The organism is Thaumasiovibrio subtropicus, assembly GCF_019703835.1.
In the GTDB taxonomy this organism is placed as follows: Bacteria; Pseudomonadota; Gammaproteobacteria; order Enterobacterales; family Vibrionaceae; genus Thaumasiovibrio; species Thaumasiovibrio subtropicus.
Genome location: NZ_AP023054.1, coordinates 1,886,524 through 1,907,546 on the forward strand (window position 1 = coordinate 1,886,524; position 21,023 = coordinate 1,907,546).

General features: G+C 46.8%; 15 protein-coding genes and 3 tRNA genes. 7 read left to right on the top strand and 11 right to left on the bottom strand.

Going from position 1 to position 21,023, the window contains the following annotated elements:
* The first annotated feature begins 365 nt into the window (after positions 1-365).
* Positions 366-2,252, top strand: a complete 1,887-nt coding sequence (locus TSUB_RS08555) for a methyl-accepting chemotaxis protein (protein WP_087025777.1) — start codon at positions 366-368, stop codon at positions 2,250-2,252.
* Positions 2,253-2,306: 54 nt separating this feature from the next.
* On the opposite strand, the gene TSUB_RS08560 is transcribed toward TSUB_RS08555, so the two are convergent.
* On the bottom strand, positions 2,307-3,512 hold the full coding sequence (locus tag TSUB_RS08560; protein WP_087025773.1) for an MFS transporter: 1,206 nt from the start codon (positions 3,510-3,512) through the stop codon (positions 2,307-2,309).
* Positions 3,513-3,737: 225 nt separating this feature from the next.
* Between TSUB_RS08560 and TSUB_RS08565 the strand changes: the two genes are divergently transcribed.
* Positions 3,738-4,616: a LysR family transcriptional regulator gene (locus tag TSUB_RS08565; protein ID WP_192867877.1), complete on the top strand. Its 879-nt coding sequence runs from the start codon at positions 3,738-3,740 to the stop codon at positions 4,614-4,616.
* 16 nt (positions 4,617-4,632) lie between these two features.
* On the opposite strand, the gene TSUB_RS08570 is transcribed toward TSUB_RS08565, so the two are convergent.
* From TSUB_RS08570 to TSUB_RS08585, 4 genes are all read right to left on the bottom strand, one after another.
* Positions 4,633-5,094 (bottom strand): hypothetical protein, encoded by a 462-nt coding sequence (locus TSUB_RS08570; protein ID WP_087024939.1) that lies wholly within the window; start codon positions 5,092-5,094, stop codon positions 4,633-4,635.
* Positions 5,091-5,771, bottom strand: coding sequence for a Tim44 domain-containing protein (locus TSUB_RS08575; protein ID WP_087024941.1), 681 nt, complete (start codon positions 5,769-5,771; stop codon positions 5,091-5,093). Before TSUB_RS08575 ends, TSUB_RS08570 begins: the two co-directional genes overlap by 4 nt.
* A 420-nt stretch (positions 5,772-6,191) precedes the next feature.
* Positions 6,192-6,599: an ArsR/SmtB family transcription factor gene (locus TSUB_RS08580; RefSeq protein WP_087024944.1), complete on the bottom strand. Its 408-nt coding sequence runs from the start codon at positions 6,597-6,599 to the stop codon at positions 6,192-6,194.
* Positions 6,600-6,603: 4 nt separating this feature from the next.
* Positions 6,604-6,888, bottom strand: coding sequence for a hypothetical protein (locus TSUB_RS08585; protein WP_087024946.1), 285 nt, complete (start codon positions 6,886-6,888; stop codon positions 6,604-6,606).
* Positions 6,889-7,095: 207 nt separating this feature from the next.
* Here TSUB_RS08585 and TSUB_RS08590 point away from each other — a divergent pair, with 207 nt between their 5' ends.
* Positions 7,096-9,441 carry a YgiQ family radical SAM protein gene (locus TSUB_RS08590; protein WP_414718327.1) on the top strand — a complete coding sequence of 782 codons (2,346 nt, stop codon included), beginning with the start codon at positions 7,096-7,098 and terminating at the stop codon, positions 9,439-9,441.
* A gap of 185 nt (positions 9,442-9,626) precedes the next feature.
* Positions 9,627-10,697, top strand: coding sequence for a DUF3080 family protein (locus TSUB_RS08595; protein ID WP_159065011.1), 1,071 nt, complete (start codon positions 9,627-9,629; stop codon positions 10,695-10,697).
* On the opposite strand, the gene glpD is transcribed toward TSUB_RS08595, so the two are convergent.
* From glpD to TSUB_RS08620, 5 genes are all read right to left on the bottom strand, one after another.
* Entirely contained in the window at positions 10,694-12,196 is a 1,503-nt protein-coding gene (gene glpD, locus TSUB_RS08600) for a glycerol-3-phosphate dehydrogenase (protein ID WP_087024950.1), read from the bottom strand. The two genes, TSUB_RS08595 and glpD, sit on opposite strands and share 4 nt — an antisense overlap.
* 8 nt (positions 12,197-12,204) lie before the next feature.
* The gene (locus tag TSUB_RS08605; protein ID WP_087024952.1) at positions 12,205-13,101 is read right to left on the bottom strand and encodes a hypothetical protein; all 897 of its coding nucleotides are present in this window, start codon (positions 13,099-13,101) and stop codon (positions 12,205-12,207) included.
* A 433-nt stretch (positions 13,102-13,534) separates the two neighbouring features.
* Positions 13,535-15,217: a VRR-NUC domain-containing protein gene (locus tag TSUB_RS08610; protein ID WP_087024954.1), complete on the bottom strand. Its 1,683-nt coding sequence runs from the start codon at positions 15,215-15,217 to the stop codon at positions 13,535-13,537.
* 71 nt (positions 15,218-15,288) lie between these two features.
* Positions 15,289-16,791 (bottom strand): glycerol kinase GlpK, encoded by a 1,503-nt coding sequence (gene glpK / locus TSUB_RS08615; RefSeq protein ID WP_414718377.1) that lies wholly within the window; start codon positions 16,789-16,791, stop codon positions 15,289-15,291.
* A 14-nt stretch (positions 16,792-16,805) separates the two neighbouring features.
* Positions 16,806-18,599 carry a sensor domain-containing diguanylate cyclase gene (locus TSUB_RS08620; protein WP_087024958.1) on the bottom strand — a complete coding sequence of 598 codons (1,794 nt, stop codon included), beginning with the start codon at positions 18,597-18,599 and terminating at the stop codon, positions 16,806-16,808.
* Between the two features lie 247 nt (positions 18,600-18,846).
* Here TSUB_RS08620 and TSUB_RS08625 point away from each other — a divergent pair.
* The 3 genes from TSUB_RS08625 (at position 18,847) to TSUB_RS08635 (ending at position 19,158) form a co-directional block, all read left to right on the top strand.
* Positions 18,847-18,923 (top strand) — tRNA-Val (locus TSUB_RS08625).
* Positions 18,924-18,958: 35 nt separating this feature from the next.
* A tRNA-Val gene (locus tag TSUB_RS08630) sits at positions 18,959-19,035 on the top strand.
* 47 nt (positions 19,036-19,082) lie between these two features.
* Positions 19,083-19,158, top strand: a tRNA-Val gene (locus tag TSUB_RS08635).
* Positions 19,159-19,271: 113 nt separating this feature from the next.
* On the opposite strand, the gene TSUB_RS08640 is transcribed toward TSUB_RS08635, so the two are convergent.
* Positions 19,272-20,981: a response regulator gene (locus tag TSUB_RS08640; RefSeq protein ID WP_221274510.1), complete on the bottom strand. Its 1,710-nt coding sequence runs from the start codon at positions 20,979-20,981 to the stop codon at positions 19,272-19,274.
* Positions 20,982-21,023: the final 42 nt, after the last annotated feature.

Consider the following 21,023-nt stretch of genomic DNA (forward strand, 5'->3'; position numbering starts at 1 on the left):
CGATGTTTTAACGCCTTAACATTTTCCGCGATTATATACTCAAGTGGCGCTAGGATGCAGCCGTCGAACGCAACCTCATGAAGCTGATCGAAGTGATAGCGCAACTTCTCACCACCTAACCACATCAATTGTTTCCTTTTTTTAATCCATCACTGCAATATTTTTATCTCGATACTTTCTTATCTATTTACTCAATTACCGACAATAAAACCTCACGAAAACTGATGTTAAGTCTTTGTATGCACCGGACAAAGCGACAGACTCAGGTTTGTCGGCATATTGAGCAAATAAATCTTAGATTCCTGTGGGGAATTCATAATTTTGACATATGCTTTTATAGAAATGATAACGAGTTAGGGTGAACTATGTTTTTTCAACGGTTTGGTACGATAAAACTGCAATTACTGATCATCAATGTACTCGTCATTGTGAGTCTTTTCATCTTTGCGTTTTCAGAATGGCGCACACTACAACGTTTATCTGAACTGAAACATCTCTCCTCTCAGGCGGCAGAAACCAATGTCGATATCTTGCTGCTGCGCCGCTACGAAAAAGATTTTCTCGCCCGAAGCGATACCAAATACATCCAAGACTTTACGGCGCGAGCAGATCGACTCCAGACGCGTTTATCTGACATACACACCGCAATCGCTCACTTCGACGCTTCAGTACAACCGAGGATCATCACCTTAAAAGAGCATGCCCAATCTTATGTTGATACCTTCATTGCATTGACCGAAATTGCCATCAACAATGGGCTGTCTGCCAGAGAGGGGCTGAGAGGCAAGCTGTTCGAAAGTTCCAATGCTGCCGAAGAAGCCTTTCTCATCTTAAGCGATGACAACCTCTACAACGGTTTTTTAACCTTACGGCGGAATGAAAAAGATTTCTTATTAGAGCGCAATACCCAGCATGCCACCTATTTTGGTAACAATGTCGATAACCTCAAGGCGCTTATCGACAATAGCGGTGTTGCTTCTAGCGAAAAGACAGCGTTAAAACGCTTGGTTGATGGCTATCACACCGATTTAATGGCGTTAATCGCTGGCATTGAGATGATTGGCTTATCCTATGAAACAGGCAAGCTGGGTGAGATGCGCAGCTTGATTCATCAAGTTGAAAAAGACATCAATGACGTTGAAACTTTATTGTTGGCAACCAGTGAAGCCCTGCAAGCAAATGAAACAAGAACGCTTTTTATCGCTATCATCGTATTGTCCCTGGTGATCATTTCCATCTTCGTTGCATTTGGACAGCAACTCACATCGCGACTAAAAGAAGTGAACACCATGATGCGTGACATTGCTGACGGCGATGGCGACTTAACCTCCCGAATGACGGTCAACGGCAGTGATGAACTCGCCCAGCTTTCGACATCGATCAACACCTTTATCGGACGCCTTCAACACATCATTCAACAGATAGGTGGCATCTCTGAGCAGCTCCATACTGCCGCTGAAGGTTCGTTCCATGCCACAGAGGCGAGCCGTGAAAATGCCCAGCAACAGCAACATGACTCGACCGATGCCGCTACGGCAGTCAGTGAAATGTTGGTCACTAACATGTCGATCAATGATCATACCCAACAAGCGGCGGAAAGCGCGCACATCGTTCGCACTGAAGCACAGCAGAGTTTGGAAACCCTGAACCAAGCCGGAAAGGATATCTCTGAGCTCGCGACTTACTTGCATAGTTCTCAAGAAACGATCAAGCAGCTCGAAAGCCAAAGTGAGGCGATCAGTGCTGTCGTCGCTGTGATTCAGGACATCGCCGAACAAACTAACTTGCTAGCACTTAATGCCGCCATCGAAGCCGCACGCGCAGGCGAGTCAGGGCGCGGTTTTGCGGTGGTTGCTGATGAAGTTCGCAAACTTGCTACACGAACACATGATTCAACCCAAGAGATAGAGACCACCATCAAAGGGTTGACCGTCGGTGTGCAAGATAGTGTCAGCACTATTTTGAATGGCAAAGATCAAGCAGATCGCAGTGCTGAAAAAGCCAATCTTGCCATTGCGTCCATGCAGACGATTGTTAGTACCATCGAATCGCTCGTTGAAATGAACAATGCCATTGCACAAGGCTCTGGCGAACACGCGCAGTCTACCGACGATATCAATCAACGTATCATGCACATTTCAGATTTAGCCATGAGCACGATGGATGTGATCCAGCACGCGTCAGAACGCAGTGAAGAGGTCGAGGCCATGTCCAAACAACTACAAGGCCTTGTCTCGCAGTTCAAGTATTAACACCCCAAATAAGCTGAACCCGAGCCGATGAGTCGGCTCGTGGTTCAAACAGACCTAAATTTGCTGAGGATGCGGTGATGAAGAATGGTGTTCATTGCGCTTTAAGACGAGTATGGCCAAAGCGAGAACAAGGTATAACACACTGCCCGCAGCAATGACGCCCCACCACGCCTGCCATTGCCAAGCAGACAACAAGAGATACCCGCCTAAGCTTCCGCCAGTATAATAGCTAACCAGATAAAGGGCATTGGCCGTTGCTTTGCCTGTTTGCGCATTCTCACCGACCCAACCCAACGCCAAAGAGTGGGTAAAAAATGCCCCGCCACTCACCAACAGTAAACCGATAAACATCGCAGGCAGAAGATCAACGACCGCAACCAGCATGCCTATTGCACTCACTGCACAACCCATCAACATTCCTTGGCTTGCGGTGCCATGCTTACGCCAATGTCCGCTAAGTCGCGAACTCACCGTACCCGCCAAATAACACAAGAAGATAAGCGAGGCGAAACCGACAGGCACATAAAACGGTGCGCCTACTAATCGAAACCCCATCACAGAGTACAAGTTAACAAACAACGCAAAATTCACCCCACCGACAATAAAGGCGGGTAACAGCGCACCGTTGCGAAGATGCATGACCAATTGACGATTGATCGCACCGACACCACCCTTACTGGCGCTGAAGTGTTGTTGTTTAGGCAACCATGCCGCGATAAGGACAACGGAGACCAGCGTCACCGCCGCCATCGCTATCGCTGCATGCTGCCAGCTCAACCAGTCGCCAAGCATTCCGCCACTAATACGGCCAGCGATGCCACCCAGTGAGTTGGCGCTAATATAGCCGCCAACAGCAACACGAAATGCTGACGGACTGAGTTCTTCTGCCATGTACGCGACCGCTGTCGCGGCGAAACAGGCGAGAGCAATTCCAAGTAGGCCGCGATAGAGCACTAACACCTCAAAACTTTCAGCGCGTGACATCAACCCGCCAAGGATAGGAAGCAACATTAACCCCGTGATCATCACAGGCCGCCGCCCCACTCGCTCTGAGATAACCGCGCAGGGAACTAACGAGATAGCCAGCATCATGGTGGTTACCGCAAGCACACTATTCACCGCAGTTTCAGACATTGCCCACTCTTGCGCGAACAATGGCAGTAGCGGTTGAAATAGATAGAGATTGCAGAAAAGGATAAACGACCCTAATGCCGTGGCAAAAGTCAGTCTTCGATATGCGGTAGTGCCTAAATCAATCATCGATAAACGTGCGTTATGGGATTTAGAATAAGCCTATCAACGCGCCCGCAATAATAAAAATATATTAAAAATATGATTTCGATATAATTATCATATTAACCTGTTAAACTCAATGCGCTGGGTTGACTTCACTGGATTTAAAGACGTCACCCAGATAGCGCTTTAAAGACAATAGATATCGCGTTTAAAAACAAGCTGATGGAGTGCGTTCAAGGAGCGAAAATGATCAATATAAAATACCTCTACTACTTCGACGTATTGGCTGATGAGATGCATTTTACTAATGCGGCTAAACGCCTCCACATCGCGCAACCCGCGCTAAGCATCGCGATAAAAAATCTTGAAACCCACTTTGGTTTAACCCTGTTTCATCGTCAGGGTAAACAAATCTACCTCACCTATGAAGGAAACGCATTACGTCAACAGACCCGAATACTCTTGCAACAAATGACAAATACTGAACGGGTAATGGCCGATTTAAAGGGAGTCGAAAGCGGAGAGGTTCGCCTTGGTGTACCGGGCATGCTGGGGTCTTATTACTTCCCAGAGATTCTATTTGGTTTTAAACAACGCTATCCAAATTTGAAACTCACCCTTGTCGAGGCTGGCGCAGCGTCACTTAAAACCATGTTGATAGACGGTGATATTGATATGGCGGTAATTATTGATGAGGATGTCCCCGAAACGTTGGCAACAGATCCATTACTAAAAGCAGAAATGGTTGCCGTTGCGGCTGAAAACCACCCCATCTCTCAACAAGAAAGCATTACCTTTCCTGACTTCTTTGACCAGCCTTTAGTGTTGTTTAAATCAGGGTATTTTCACCGTGACTATATCGATGCCGCCATCGATAAACATCAAGTAAAACCCAATATCGCTTATGAAACCAACCTGCTACCGCTTATTCTACAAATTGTACGCAAAGAACAAGCGATGACCGCGCTGTTAAGATTGGTCACTGAGCATGAAGCAGGGATAACGCCCATCTCGTTTGACCAACCTATTGTCTTCGATTTGGCACTCGCTTGGCGAAAAGAAAGTTACCTCTCGGTTGCAGATCGCACCTTCATCGAATTCATTAAACAGTCGCATCAAACATCTTGAGTATAAATCAATCACGCTAACGGCATTGCGCGAAAACTTCCTGTTCGGCATCAAAGTCTGCAACCTGACTTAATGCGAGTTCCAAAAACATCGGCTCATAGCCCAGTTGCGCACTCTTCGTCGGCAAATAGTAGCTGCCATTCTCATAGCAAAGGGTGACAATCACGGGATCTAATCTAAACAGCGCTTCTTCACCCGGCTTCACGAGCACGCGATATTCGATGGATGCCTGTTGCTGGCCACGAATGGTCTTCAATACATCCGCCACGTAAACGCGTTCTTCATAGTAGTCACCTTCGACGACAAGAAAATCCGTGTGCGCGACGACGGCAGAATAGTGCGTTTCATTGATCGCACTATCAAGCGCTGCGGCTTGTTCATCGTACCAACTCTGCTCAGTATCAGCCCTTATTTCCCCGGCCAAAACGCTGCAAAAGACGGCCATAGCAGCATTAGATAAAAGGGCAATTTGCTTCATGCAACCTCTTCATATTGGCTATTCAAGCGGGTTAAATCACCGAGAGAAACGTTGTGATCGATTTCATCCAACACCCAGCCATGTTCCGCGCGTACAAATCGCCATAGCTCTTCAAATCCATGTCTGGTGGCCTCGTTAAATTTGCGGCTACCATCAGAAGGATGCAAGGAATATTCGACGCGCGTACCACTGATCAACACCCAAAACGTATCTTTGGCATCATCAGCAAAATCAAGCACCTCGACAATTTTAGCTTCTTCTAGATGGGCTTGCTCAAAGGTCTTGCGCTTGTCTAGCACGACTTTCTCTAGCATTTCCATCTTGAATCGTCGATACAAATGCTCGCTCATATAAGCGCGCAACATAGTTTTGTTACGTTGATCCCACGCTTCTTGAATAGCATAAAACGTCAATTCAATCCGGCCTTTCATTGACTGGAAGTCCCAAAACTTATCCCGTCCAGAAGCCCGTTCCATCAGGTGTTCACATTCAGCAGTTTTCTTGCGCACGACCAGCGTCAAAAATATCGAGTAGAGGATCGCAACCGGTAACATCACGATACCAATGAGCACGATAATCACGGTGACCAAACTCGCCCCATCCGATTGAGCGTAAGCCCAAGGTGAAAGGGTCATCAGCACTGTCGCTGCAATTGATAGGCTTATTTTGTTCATCATTGCCTCTTCGTATTGTCAGCAAGCCCCCTTCACTCCCACCAGCAATAACATAGGTACCTAACCCAAAAGCCATATCATTGCGTCATCACGACAGCGAGTGGACGTTGCAACCTATGCGTATATTTGTCACACGAATAGATCGTGCAGTTAGCCAACTGAAGCATTCTTGAACGCTATAGGTATCAACATAGCATCCCAGCACGATTCAAGGATCTGTATTGAAAAAAGTAGGAAATGAGTGGCAAGACGCAGTTTTATATTGACCATCACTATGGTTTTCACTGTTCTTTGTGTCAGTTGGCATTTTGACCTTCACATGGTTGGGGCACCAAGGGAACAATCAGGTTTGAGACAGGCGTTTAGCTGCCAAATTGGCAGCACAATAAGGGGAATAGAAAGGAAATTAATCTGGCCGTTTGTCTAAACGGCCTCAGTCAGTGTCTCGACCTTTTCTCGCCAAGTGTCGCTATTGGCACCGAGAACGCACGCGTTATTCTCACGGAGAGACAAGCGAAGCTGGCATTTTTGAATCGCATCAACAAATCCCTCTGAAGGCAGTGCTTTCACCGATTCAATCAGCGCTAACAACGAAGGTGGGTATGACTTCGCTAACTCGTAAAACACCCATTTCCCTTCTTTGTGCGGCGTAATCAACTTTGCTTTGTGTAGCGTTTTCAAGTTTCTAGAAACGTTGTACTGCGAATCACCCGTGACATCCATCGCCTCAGCAACACAAATCCGCTGATCAACATGGACTAAAAGCCAAAACAGCTTCAAACGATTTGGCTCTCCGAGTGCTTTTAACGCATCAATATAGCTTTCTTGCACACTACTACCCTTTTTCGTGTTCTTTCAATAATCCTTGCACCATTATTACCAGCCCAATTGAAATAACAAGACCTGAATGCGTTGCATGGAACAACAACTCTTTGCCACTGGCCCCAGTAAACAATGCAATCCAAAACAGTGGGCAAAATAACCCCAACATCGCGATCATGAACCCACTTCTCGCGCTCTGAGGCATTTTTCTCTCTTTGATTGCGGTTTTAACCAACTGGAAGATGTGCTTGTAAGGACACAAATTGGTGATGTTTGAAAGCCATGTCTGTTTCGCCATATCAAATTTACCTAGTCAGAGAAGTTAGAATACTTGGTCAAAATAGCACGATTGCACCTTTGTGCAACTAAGCAGGTATCAAAATTTGAGTTTGTTAGCGATTTAACTCGGCTTTAATCAGCCGAATAACCAGAAAGCGGCCACAATAGTAGTCAGTGCAAAGGCAAACGGCTATAATCTGCGCCTTCAAAAAACAGGGGCTAATCCATGCAACATCAACCCATCTTTGACTCATTAACAAAAATCAACCAGTACCCTAAATACTGGGCCGAATGTTACGGCACCGCACCATTTTTGCCGACTAGTCGCAAGGAGATGGATGAACTCGGTTGGGATAGTTGCGACATCATCATTGTGACCGGTGATGCCTATGTCGATCACCCGAGCTTTGGTATGGCGATCATTGGCCGTTTGCTGGAAGCGCAAGGGTTTCGCGTGGGTATCATTGCCCAACCTGACTGGCAAAATAAAGACGCCTTTATGGCCTTAGGGAAACCTAACCTGTTTTTTGGCATCACCGCCGGCAACATGGACTCAATGATCAACCGTTACACATCTGATCGGAAACTGCGTCATGATGATGCCTATACCCCCAACAATGAAGGCGGCAAACGCCCCGACCGCGCGGTGTTGGTTTATTCGCAACGCTGCCGCGAGGCCTTCAAAGGTGTACCAATTGTCTTGGGCGGTATCGAAGCCAGTCTGCGTCGCATTGCACACTATGATTACTGGTCAGATAAAGTACGTCGCTCTGTACTGATCGATGCAAAGGCCGATATTTTACTCTTCGGAAATGCCGAACGCGCACTGGTTGAAGTCGCACATCGCCTCGCGGGTGGCGAGGATGTGAAGGCGATGACCAACATACGCGGAACCGCTGTGGTCATGAGTGATGCCCCTGAGCACTACAAAATCGTCGATTCATCCCGAATCGAAAAACCGAGCAAAGCGGTGTTTGTTGCCACAAACCCTTATGAAGTCGAAACACAATGCGATACTAAGGGTAAAGAAGAGAAAGCGGCCGAGCCGACACCAATTCATATTCAGCCTTCGCGCCATGATGCAACCAATACGCTGGTTCGTTTGCCTTCTTATGAGAAGCTACAAAATGACCGTATTCTGTATGCGCACGCTAGCCGAATTATGCACCTTGAAACCAACCCTTATTCTGGTCGCGCCTTGATTCAAAAGCATGGCGATCGCGAACTATTGGTGAATCAAGCGCCGATTCCTTTGACGACTGAGGAGATGGATTTTGTATTCGGCCTTTCTTATGCCCGTGTCCCCCACCCTATGTATGGTAAGGCCAAAATCCCGGCCTACGATATGATAAAGACCTCAGTCAATATCATGCGTGGCTGCTTTGGTGGCTGCTCATTCTGTAGTATTACCGAGCACGAAGGCCGTATTATCCAAAACCGCTCTCAAGCGTCGATTATTGAAGAACTTGAAGAAATCCGCGATAAGGTGCCCGGCTTTACCGGTACTATCTCTGACCTCGGTGGCCCTACTGCCAATATGTATCGCCTTGGGTGCAGTGATCCAAAAGCGGAAGCTAACTGCCGTCGTCCTTCTTGTGTGTTCCCAGACATCTGTAAAAAACTGGATACCGACCATAAACACACCATCGATCTTTATCGTGCCGCGCGTGATGTGAAAGGCATCAAGAAGGTAATGATTGCTTCTGGCGTGCGTTACGATCTCGCGATTGAATCGCCTGAATATGTCAAAGAGCTCGTGACGCATCACGTCGGTGGATATCTGAAGATTGCGCCAGAGCACACTGAGAAGGGGCCTCTTAATCTGATGATGAAGCCCGGGATGGGCACTTATGATCGCTTCAAAGCGATGTTCGAAAAGTACAGTGCTGAAGCAGGCAAGAAACAATACCTGATTCCTTACTTCATTTCTGCGCACCCTGGTACCGAAGATGAAGACATGCTAAACCTTGCGCTGTGGCTAAAGTCAAACGACTTCGAGTGTGATCAGGTACAGAATTTCTATCCATCACCCATGTGTAATGCGACTTCCATGTATTACTCAGAAACCAATCCACTTAAGCGGGTTAAATATAAGAAGCGTGAAGAAGTGCCTGTCGCCAAAGGTGATCGCCAGCGCCGCTTGCATAAAGCACTATTGCGATACCATGATCCAAACAACTGGCCGCTGATCCGTGAAGCCCTTATACGCATGGGTAAAGCGCACCTAATTGGTGACAAACCTCATTGTTTGATTCCTGCCGAAGATAAGGAAAAACAAACGCCGGCGCAGCGTCGTAAAAGTGGCCGCCATGGTGCTAACCGCTTCGCGACAAAGCACACCCCATTCTCAAAGCAAGGGCAGCCAGATATTCGCCGTGACGACAGCCGCAATGGAAGCAAGCAGTCAAATGCTGGCGGCAAAGGCAATAGCAACACAGCCAAAGGGAAGAAGCCAAACGGCAAACCGAACAGTCACAAGGGAAAACAAACTGGTTCGCAGTCTCAACCGGGCAGTCGTCGAAACCCACAAGGTAATCGACCTCCTAAGCAACGACAGCAACACGCGCGATAACCAACCAAAAGAGCCAGTCAGTGACTGGCTCTTGCTTTATCCAAGTATCCCTTACCTTGCTAACGCGTCATACATATCACAGCGGTGTGTCATAGATCACACAATTCCTTTCTTAGCCGACTGCACTTTTCGCCGCACTATTCAGTAAAATATGTAAACAACAATTACATTAGGTCAACCTGCGTTTGCTGCACTTTTTATCACATCGGATTGGACAAATTGCTTTTCTGACAAAAAGCCGTACTTTCGCTTATCTCTTCTGTTTCCTACCTCTGATAGGCTGTGGGGAAGAGAGGGCGGATGATGTCTTTGATACTTACCTCAATCGACTCAGCAATGTTATCGACGTTGATGTGCCAACAGTAAAGCCAGTGCCCCCTGTTTCTCTGCCCATGAAGCGTGAACTAAAGTTAGACATTGCGCCGATCACCATTGGTCTGCTCGATGCGTACGAGCTGCGACAATGTGGCGCCTTTCAATTGATAGCGGAACGCAACTCAGTACTTGGTAAAGTACAAAATGAAATTACCCAACTCCAGTATGAAATTCGACTGCTAAACGCACTTGCACAGTGCCTTCCATCGGTCAGTATTGAGTTACGTCAGCAACTGGCACCAATATACACGCAAAAGCAGGCACAAATTTCCCAACATCATTGGAACGCAGTCAGTCTTGATGAAGAGTGGCAGAACTTTCTTCGGCCAACCTTGAAATCGTTCGCGATTAACAGCAGCGAAGGCTTCATCGAAGCCGAACAAATACTCATGATCATGTTGGAAATTCGTCAACAACTGGACGATCCACAAAACATCAACTCTGAACTATTAGACACCCTTCCCTCAAAACAGGCGCTGATTTACCAGAACGACTACATTGGTCGCTTGTACACGTCTATTTATCGAGCGGATATTGCGTTAACCAAAGCAAACCTGCTGCTCAGCCAGTTTGATCCTAAGCGCCATTGCGGGCCCAAAAGAAACCAAACGCGCGCAGAATACCTTAGAAATGTGTTTGATAAGTTTTACGTCGCGCAGCTCCAACCTTACCTTGCGAGAATAGATAGCGAGTTTCGACATCTGCAACCGCTTTTGGCGGAGATTTATCAACCGCCAGCGGACGTTGCTGACACCTTTCAACCCTATCAGCAACAACTCATTGTCGGTGATGCGCATCGCTCAATGCGAACCAAGCTAGACACGCATGTTGCTTATTGGCAGTCGCTATTTAAACACTGCCGATTTAAGGTCGGTATTTAGCCCTTGTGCCCGTTTGCAGAACTTGCGCTCGTTTGCAGATAAAAACTCAATGTGGCTATCTCGGCCTTGGTGAGTGTGATACCCAATTTGGTTCTGCGCCACAGAATGTCTTCGACTGTGAAAGCAAATTCCTCGTTGATTAAATAATCGATCTCTCTTTGATACACACCTTTAGCAAAGCACTGACCTAGGTCATCCAGTGTCTCTACACCGTTAAGTAGTTGGTTAACATCAGCACCATATAGCTGCAGGTAACGACGCCGGGTTCGCTCATCGATAAACGCAAACTTTGTCGCCAAATGCGTTGTCATTGCGAAATAGTCATACCCTTCTCCGCCGGGTAAAACAGTCTGCTTGGAGATAGAGGGGGCCAGCCGCGTGAAAACGCTCTTCAGCATGGTGATCGCCTCTTCCGCGAGTTTTCGATACGTTGTCAGTTTACCGCCATAAACAGAAAGTAACGGCGCTCCTTCTATTTCACGAATCAAACGATAGTCTCGCGTGGTCGACTGCGCTGACGCTGACGCATCAGCGAGCAATGGCCTGACACCACTATATTGCCAAACAATATCCTCAGGGGTTGTTTGCGTTTGAAAATGACTATTCACCACATTCAGTAGGTACGCGATTTCCTCTGACGTGATCGCCGCATTTTGTGGCTCTCCGTCAAAATCCACGTCTGTGGTACCAATCAATGCATAGCTTTCTAAATAGGGGATGACAAAAACAACGCGTTTATCACTGTTTTGCAAAAGGTAAGCATGCTCACCTTGATACAAACGAGGTACGACAATATGTGAACCCTTAACTAAGCGTAGAGACTCAGCTTTGGGTTGAACGAGAGTTTGCCGTAAAAACTGCGCCGCCCAAGGCCCTGTCGCATTGATCAAGGCGCGACAGCGACGCTGAAAGACCTGTTGCGTTCGTTGATCAGTCAATGTGATGACCCACTGCTGGTTTTGCTGGGTGACATTCTCAACTCGGCAGTAATTTCTCACTTCAGCGCCAAGGTTTTGTGCATGCTTGACGTTTAGCAACACCAATCTAGCATCGTCTACCCAACCGTCTGAATACTCAAAGCCTCGGATTAAATGCGGTTTCAATCCAGATTCAGCGGTAAATTGCACCGATTTACTCGCTTCAAGTAACTGACGCCCCGCGAGAGAGTCATAGAGAAACAACCCCAAGCGAATTAGCCAGAACGGACGTAATTGGGATTTGTGCGGTAATTGAAAACGCATGCTACGCGCAATGTGTGGGGCTTTGCGAAGTAACACTTCACGCTCCGCTAACGCGGCGGCGACCATCTTAAACTCATAATTTTCTAGATAACGTAAGCCGCCATGGATCAACTTTGAACTTGCCGATGAGGTTGCGCCTGCAAAATCCCGCGCTTCAAATAGTCCGACATTGAGCCCGCGCTCTTGCGCCTCAGCAGCAATGCCCGCGCCGTTGATTCCTCCCCCCACCACAATCAGATCAAGCACGTCCTCTGCCATTCTATCTCCTAAAACGACCACAACAGGCCAACACCCAGATTCAGGGTGCTGGTCTCACCTTTCGGTAACGAGACCAAATAGTTCTTTTCCCCGTCCCCCAGATCCCCACGCCAAGCTTGTGGCGGCTCTTCATCACGGATTCGATAGGTTAACTGACCAAACATCGCGATATGCAGGTTAGAAACAATTTGATAGGAAACATTGCCTTCAAGCCCGAGTAAATAACCATGGTGATCAAACTCTAGCCCCGGATAAAGTGAGCTCTCTGTAATGGACCAAATTGGCAGCCCGAAAGTGGCCTTGCCACCATACCGCCATTGGTCACCCAAGGTGCCATGTTCATAAGCAGCCCCCGTGATAAAGACAAATTCACTCGATTTTTCTTCGATCACGCCACTTTGAAAAGGCCCGGCTTGCGATGGCAGCAAGACATCAGACCGTTTATACACTGTGTACATAAAGGATGTGCCCGCCAAGATGCGCCATCCTGGATCAAACTTATAATGGAGCAACAAACTGGTTGTTGTACTACTGAACTCAAACTGGTTGCGTTGATAGACACCGACGCCATCTCGTGTCCATTGTTCTTCTGACGCGGTGGGATAAAACGTACTGTGGGCATCAACTGAAAACGCATAGAGTCGATTGATATCGTAGACACCGCCTGTGTGCACGGCCATATTTCTTACCGTGGCATCTGAGCGTACCGGAATTGCGCCTAGCGATTCCGCATAGTTGACATGCTCTGAACTGATGTAGAAATAGCTATAGGTTGCACCAGGAATGTACTCTCCTTCGTCTTGGTGATAGGTAACATAATGTTCACTGCTGTATCCCCTTGAAGAACAGAACAGTAGGAAGAATACCAATAGTGTTTGGGCAGTGGCGCGACTGCGGTGTCCCATACTTAGCCTCTTTCATCGACGTTGCCAATCGTTTTGAGAGGATAGAAAGCGAGCCTTGAAATCCGGTCTATATCCTATCAACGCATATATACTCAAGCCACTTCAAGATGTTTGTTCAGCGAGAGTTTCTAGGCTTGTCAACAAGACACTGTTTTGAAGATCTAGTGGACTAAATCAAAAAACAGTAACGACGGTGGCGAGCCTAGAAAACTCGCCCTTCGGGAAGCGACTAGCGCCCCGATTTCTGCGTTAAAGGTGTTTGAAAGGGAAATCCATTCCTTCACACCTTTGCCTTGACTTCGACGCGCTAGGCCGCTTCTGAATCCTGCATCTTGAAGTGGTTTGAGTATATCCACATCCCATCAGGGGATGTGGATTTACTAAAAGCGTAGTCGTAGAATCTGCTAGGCTATTCTTTTACTGAGGAAATTGCTTAGAGCCTCTCAGATTTTTTATCGTTCTGTGCGGTCACATAGACCACTTGGTAAGGCACCTGATGCTGCTCAAACCAGCGACACCAGCGTATTTGATTGTTCTGCAACTTATCACCGGGGCCTTTAACCTCGGCCCAACACCACTCGTCACCGCGCACCATAAAGAGATCCGGCATTCCCGTACGATTTTGCTTCACGTTGACCAATAGCCGCTCAAATAGCTTGGCTAACAGGACCGGCGGCATCACATCGATCGCATGTGAAATCAGATCCTTCTCAATGGCTTGCCATGCCACCCAATCGTTACTTATGCCTTGCTTCGCCTCAAATACTGCTAGGTAATCAACATCGCCCGCGATCACATCCGCAAGTCGTTCATCAATGTGTGACTGACGTTTATCGATAAACTCTTGGCGATACATATCATAAGGCGCTCGTTGAAAAGGATTAAGAAATGCCCCCTTCTGAGCAGAGAAAATGATGTCCCAGAAAGCTAAACCAAACAGACCATTCAACAAGAGATTTTCACTGAACCACACTTGCCAACCCTGCGCTTGATAGTGTTCGGCCACCGCGAGTTCAACACGTTGTGATTTGAGGTCGAGCTCAAGTGCGGTTTGCTGCGGTGTAAAGTGCTGCGTAGCCTCGGGATAACCGAGAACCAGCGGGTCTGCTTGTGGTAATTTCTTCGCCAGAGGTTTCAGAATACGCAGTGCCACTTCTTGCTCGTCTTCATCATGGCTTTCCAACAACATCTCACGTAACAGTGGCAACGCATCGGCCTCCCGTTGCTGCTTGATCAGCATTCGAGCGCGACGCTCGCGACTGGGGGGACGTGTTGTTTGCGAAAAAAGTGCGATGGCCGCATCAACATAGCCCTGCCGTTCCATTTCTCGGGCGATATGATTCGCTAAGCGAGCACGTTTTCGCTCCAATGGCGACCAATCAAATTGAGGCGGCAAAAAGTCGCTCAACGCAACAATACCTGCCCTGTTTTTCAACTCAACTAAGTCCCAATACGCATCGTTAAGTTCAGACAAAGAGAGCCAATCATCAATATGTTGACGCGATTCAAACAAGCGACCTGCTTTATCTAGCGTATAGCGCTCAAAACGCTCAATACCGAGATCGGATAAAACAAATTGGGTGAGGTCCTGACGGGAGTTGCCAAAAAATAGCAACAGCAAGACGGAGAGCAGTTCACTGTTTATCAGGCGTATCAAAGGGTATGCAATCTCTTGATCCCTCGAATACGCTATGCCTACAGCCTCAACCCACTGCCCTTTGCTGGCAGATTTTGGCAAGGTGATCTCAGGGAAGAGACTGGGTAATTCTGGTTTAGTTGCCATCCTTAAAACCAACTCACAGGGAACACGAGAGGCACAAGATACATAGCCACTCGCTTCTAATACCCTTATGGCAACAGGGATGTCGACCTCGTCGTAACGTAACTTATCTTCCCGAAACCACTCTCCCTTGCGCATTAAGAGCCGAACTAACAAACATTGTGCATTCTTGGTTAACTTGTAAAAGCCATCGATCCACGCCAGTTCAGTATCACTCAACAAATCACGATCTCTTTTGCTGACGGTATCGAGCAATATCAAGAAGTTGCTAAGGTAATAATCAACTGGGAGATCGGGTAAAACGCGAGGAGAAGACGTGGTGGTGACGGGCATCATGCTAACCTGTATTTATAAACAGTATGGAGAGACTAGCATGATTCAGCCCTTTTGTTGAGGAAGTCTTGGTATCACTCCTCTAAGCTAGCCCAAACTTGTGCGCATTTAACCGCCCGCTGCCATCCTCTACAACGCAGCAATCGTTTCGACTCATCATCATCCGGCTCGAATTTCGCTTCAATACTAATGTAATGGCGCAAGGCTTCGATATTTGGCCAAACCCCCACAGCAAGCCCCGCTAAGTAAGCAGCGCCTAAACCGGTTACCTCGATGTTTTTTGGCCGTAATACCTCAATGTTCAATAAATCAGCTTGAAACTGCATTAAAAACCGGTTGGAGACTGCGCCCCCATCAACGCGCAATGATTGCAATGAAATTCCGGAGTCGACTTGCATGGCATCAAGAACATCTCGGGTTTGATAAGCAATGCTTTCCAATGTCGCCCGTACTAAGTGATGGTCGTTACTCCCCCGAGTGAGCCCAACAATTGTGCCGCGCGCATACGCATCCCAATAAGGTGCACCCAAACCCGTAAATGCGGGCACAACGTAAACCCCATTGGATGATTCAACCGCGGTTGCCATTCGCTCAGAATCTGACGCGTTCTGAAGGATTTTTAACTCATCCCTTAGCCACTGTACCGACGCGCCACCCATGAACACTGCGCCCTCAAGTGCATAGCAAGGCTTTCCTTCACGATCACACGCCAGTGTTGTCAGTAGACCATTACTTGAAGTGACTTTGGTTTTGCCCGTATTCATCAATAAGAAACACCCAGTACCATAGGTATTCTTCGCTTGACCTGCCTCGGTACAAAGATGCCCAAATAGCGCTGCTTGTTGGTCACCAGCAACACCCGAAATAGGAATACGTGTTCCACCTTTACCACCGATATTCGCTTGCCCGAACTCAGCGGCACTGGCTTTTACTTCAGGCATCATGGATTTTGGAATGCGCAACGCTGACAGCAACTCATCATCCCACTGCAACGTATTAATGTTGAACAACATTGTACGAGAAGCATTGGTGTAATCTGTTGCGTGAACACGCCCTTGCGTTAACTTCCAAATCAACCAAGTGTCGATTGTACCGAACAGTAACTCCCCCCGTTCTGCACGTTCGCGTGCCTGTGGTACATTATCAAGAATCCACTCTAGTTTGGTCGCTGAAAAATAGGGGTCTAAAACTAGGCCTGTTTTATCTCTCACCGTCGCTTCGCCCAGTGTGGCTTTTAACGTTTCGCAGCGATCTGCGGTACGACGGCACTGCCAGACAATCGCATTGTAAATCGGTTTTCCAGATGCTTTATCCCATACCACAGTTGTTTCACGCTGGTTGGTGATGCCGATGGCCGCAACCTGATCACTGGCAATACCCGCTTTGCTTAACGCTTCGATCATGGTCGCATTTTGAGTCGCGAAAATTTCCATCGGATCATGTTCAACCCACCCCGCTTGAGGATATCGCTGTTCGAACTCACGCTGGGCGCTACTGACTATCTCTCCGCAAGCGTTAATAACCAGTGTCCGCGAGCTCGTCGTACCCTGATCGAGGGCAACAATATACTGCTTTATTGACTCAGTTTGGCTCAAGCTGTGTGTTCCTTCTCTTTATCGTGTGACGTGACTGAAGGGTATAGCGGTAAAGGTGCGCTGCTCTCAATGCTTGACTCAATATCTTGAAGCGGCGTCGCTAAAGAGACGCGGTTTCTTCCCGCTTCCTTACTGCTATAAAGGGCGTTATCCGCAGCTTTTAGCAAGGCATCCGCACTTCGCCCATCTTGAGGATAACCGCTAACACCAATTGAGACAGTGACGCTCCCTAAACTCTGGCCACGATAAATAAAGTTTTCATCGGCGATACGTTTTCGCACATCTTCGGCAAGTTGACTCCCCTCTGCGTAAGTCGCCAACGGACAAAGAATCGAAAACTCCTCGCCACCATAGCGGCACACTATCCCTTCGTCACCGATGACCTCGTTAAACAATCTCGCTAGCTGCTTAAGAACGAAATCCCCTGCATCATGGCCAAACTTGTCATTAAAGAGTTTAAAGTGATCACCATCTAGCATCATGACGACAAACTCCCCTTTATCGTGCATCGCGCTTCCTAAGGTTTTTGCCAACTGATCAAGCAAAAAGGCGCGATTATAAAGGTCAGTGAGTGGATCGCGAGAGGCTTGATACTGCAAATCATCGCGCAACTGGATATTAGCCAACGACAGGCCTATTTGTTCAGCAAACGTCGCGGCATTGGACTCGCTCAGCAAGATTTCACTTTCCTGTTCAAAAACCAGATGCAAAACGCCCAGCGTTTCCCCTTGTGCCATTAGTGGGTGACAGAAGAAATAGATCTCTTCATCGCTGTGATAGTGACGACAACGGACATCCACTTCAGCGCTTTGCGAGTGATGGACATGGCCTTGCAGCAATGCCCAGCAATCATTAGGACTAAAGTTCTTGTGACCCGGCCAAGGTTCGCCCCATTCCACGAGATTATTTAATTGATTACGCGAAGATTTAATCAAAGAAATGGCGCCAGATTTGGCATTTGGAATCAATTGAATGCCTATGGCACGAATCACCTCGGCCGCATCATCCATCGATGAGCATGCACCGAGTAAGCTGCCCATGTGTTGCAGAATCCGCAATTCCTTGGTTTGTGATTCCACATGCGCAGCAAGCTCTTCTTTATCACGCTCCACAAACTTCTTCATCGCAAAAAGAGACAGCACACTACTGATCATGACAATGACCAATATAACAACGCCAGAAAGAATGACCCAAGAGAGTGACTCGACAATCAGTTGCTGAAGGTTTTCTATCGGCATTGATGCGCGAATCACGATGTACGCACTGTCATGGAAAATGTGGAATTTTTGAAGCTCTTCTGGGATCTCAACCCGATTCGCCAAATAGATATAGTTTTGCCCGGTAGTCTCACTGAATCGGATATCAGATCCTACCCCTTGAGTAACTGCCATCTGGACTTCAGGTCGACTGGCATGGTTGTCCATCTCTGGCACCAGCGACAGTGGTAGCTTGCTATCGTGCTCCACAATGCCAGATTCATCAATCAAAGTGATACGGTGCTCAGTGCTAAAAGCAATCCGTCTCAGAAACTCATCTAACGATTTCGCCTGCTGGTCATAAGAAAGGCGCGATGAAGCGCCATCGCCAATGAACGCCTGTTCCTCTTCAATCAAAATCACCTGTTTTACAACTTGGAGCGTTTGCTGCAAGTCTTCTTTGGTATTTTCTTGTACCTGCCTGGCGAGGAAATTCGCTTCCACATAGATTCCAGCAATAATGATTGCCGCTAAAACCAGCGTCGGGGCGAACATAATGAAATGTCGATATTTCTTGAAGTTCTTATTCTGCATAACTAACGCTCTATCAATAATAAGACATAGATGTCTGCAATTATGTTCTAAGCATAGACCGATACGCTCGCGACTTCCGTCTTTGTTGCTTTATGGCGTTCCCTCCGCTGATTGCAGCAGATTTCTACGCCTATTGTTCAAAGTTGCAACAAACAATTCATTTTAATGAAAAAAATCACTCTTACCCCTTGCTGCCGCGATGTGAACTAGCTATTATCCATTGCGTTCTCACGCAGAGACATTCAGTACGACCGTAGCTCAGTTGGTTAGAGCACCACCTTGACATGGTGGGGGTCGGTGGTTCGAATCCACTCGGTCGTACCAATCTTCTTACCTAACCTAGTAAGAAGTCAGAATTTGGGTCTATAGCTCAGTTGGTTAGAGTACTACCTTGACATGGTAGGGGTCGGCAGTTCGAGTCTGCCTAGACCCACCAAATTCCAATAGTCGCACTCTCGTTAGAGAATCCCAACGCGATTATTCGGGCGATTAGCTCAGTTGGGAGAGCACCTCCCTTACAAGGAGGGGGTCACTGGTTCGAGCCCGGTATCGCCCACCACTATCAAAACGCCTGCTCATGAGCAGGCGTTTTTGCGTTTAAGAAAAGCAATCAGATTAGACATGTTTAACTATCAAGTATGTAATCCCACACACTACGCTAGATTGCGAGTTTCAACCTACACGGGCTTCACTTTTTGTTGTTTTTTCGTAAGTAAGCATAAATTGATAACTCACTTTTGAACTATCCGCTAGTTCGCCAATAAAAATTTCATGGGCACTTTTTAGTTCAGACACGTTATCGGTTATCGAAAGCGCCCACTTATGCATCGATTCTGGCAGCGGAATTTTTTTAGGTAACAGCTTTTTGAAATGGATCGGTTTGTCTTTACCCGATAACACTAGCGCAGATAATTTAAGTAGTTTGAGTTCAACCGAGTCTGGATAATGAAGAGCCAACTCATCAGCCTGTTTAATCACGTGAAGTGGATCAGAAAAAAGCACAAGATGTAGATCTGCCAACTTCTCGTAGTAGTCAAAGAACCCCCCTTTTCCAGCCATGCCGATATTTGCATCCTTTAGCAATTCTTCAGATATAGATGTTAATTGCGTTCGGATACTTAGAACCCCTATTAAATTATCAACAAACCACCGCTCTCCTGTTCTAATTGCAACAACAAGACACAATGCCAGTATTTCATCAGACAATGCATGCAGTGATGAAGAGAAATGCTTCATTCCTATCATGAGTCGGACATGCGCTTCACTATTCTTATTTTCTGATATCGCAACTCTCGCTAGATAGATATAAAAAAGCAACTTAGACAAGGCTAATTGGTTTGAGGGAAGCTTTGTCATCACTTTGCTTTGCATCTGTTTTATTTTTGAGAGAATGTAATTTCGAGACACTGTGGCATTTTCTGAGTCAATCAGTTTTTTAGATAGATAAAGATATCGGTTTAAAGGGTCAAACCACTTTCTATCAATAATAATCAAATTCTTAATCAGTAAACCACCCGATACGAGGAACACTTCAATTTGACCCGCTTCCATCGCAATACGAGACAAGTTCAACACACGATGACTCACCGTAGGCGTAAGTCGGCTAGACTGCTCTGCGATGTCGAGCGCTTCATGCGTTTTCCCTAACTCTTCATAAAATTCCACGAGCTTGTCATAAGCAAAAACATATCTTGGCATACGAGATATCAAGTTTCTCAAAACTCGTATAGCTGCACTTCTCTCTTCTATCTGCCAAAAGTAAATCGCTTTTGAATACTCTCGACGCTGATTAAATCCAGCATGCTTTTTTATCGTTAACCATTCATCTAAATCTTTCCAACGTTCATTACTTTCTAAAATTCTCAAAAGTTCGCTTTCTAACTTATAACTATTATCACTTAAGCAAATTGCCGTCAGTTCTGATACCCCCTCATCAATTAGGCCACAATCAATTTGGTCATAAATGGGCGTGAGAAGATCGATATTCCTCTTTATTGAATAGAGTTTATCGACAAGTTCCTTTGCTCTAATCGGCTTTGTAATAAATGTATCCATATTGTAAGAGAATACAGTTAACACAACATCGGAGCTGTTATCGCCAGAAATAATAATAACACCACAAGTTCTATCAATTAAATGACGGCTTCTTAACGTATGCGCTAGCTCATTTCCGTTGATACTGTCTTCTAAATGGTAATCAATCAGTACAAAATTGTAGTATTTTCCTTGGCACTTACTGATTGCGCGATCGCCATTTTCAACGACATCAATCGCCTTGATTCCAATTTTGTTTAGCTCGCTTTTTAACATGAGTGACGCAACTTTGCTGTCATCAACAACTAACACGCTTAAGCTTTCCCAATCGACATCTTGTTGCGTCATTCGCTCTCCTCCGTGAAACCTCACGTTCACGCTACGTCACTC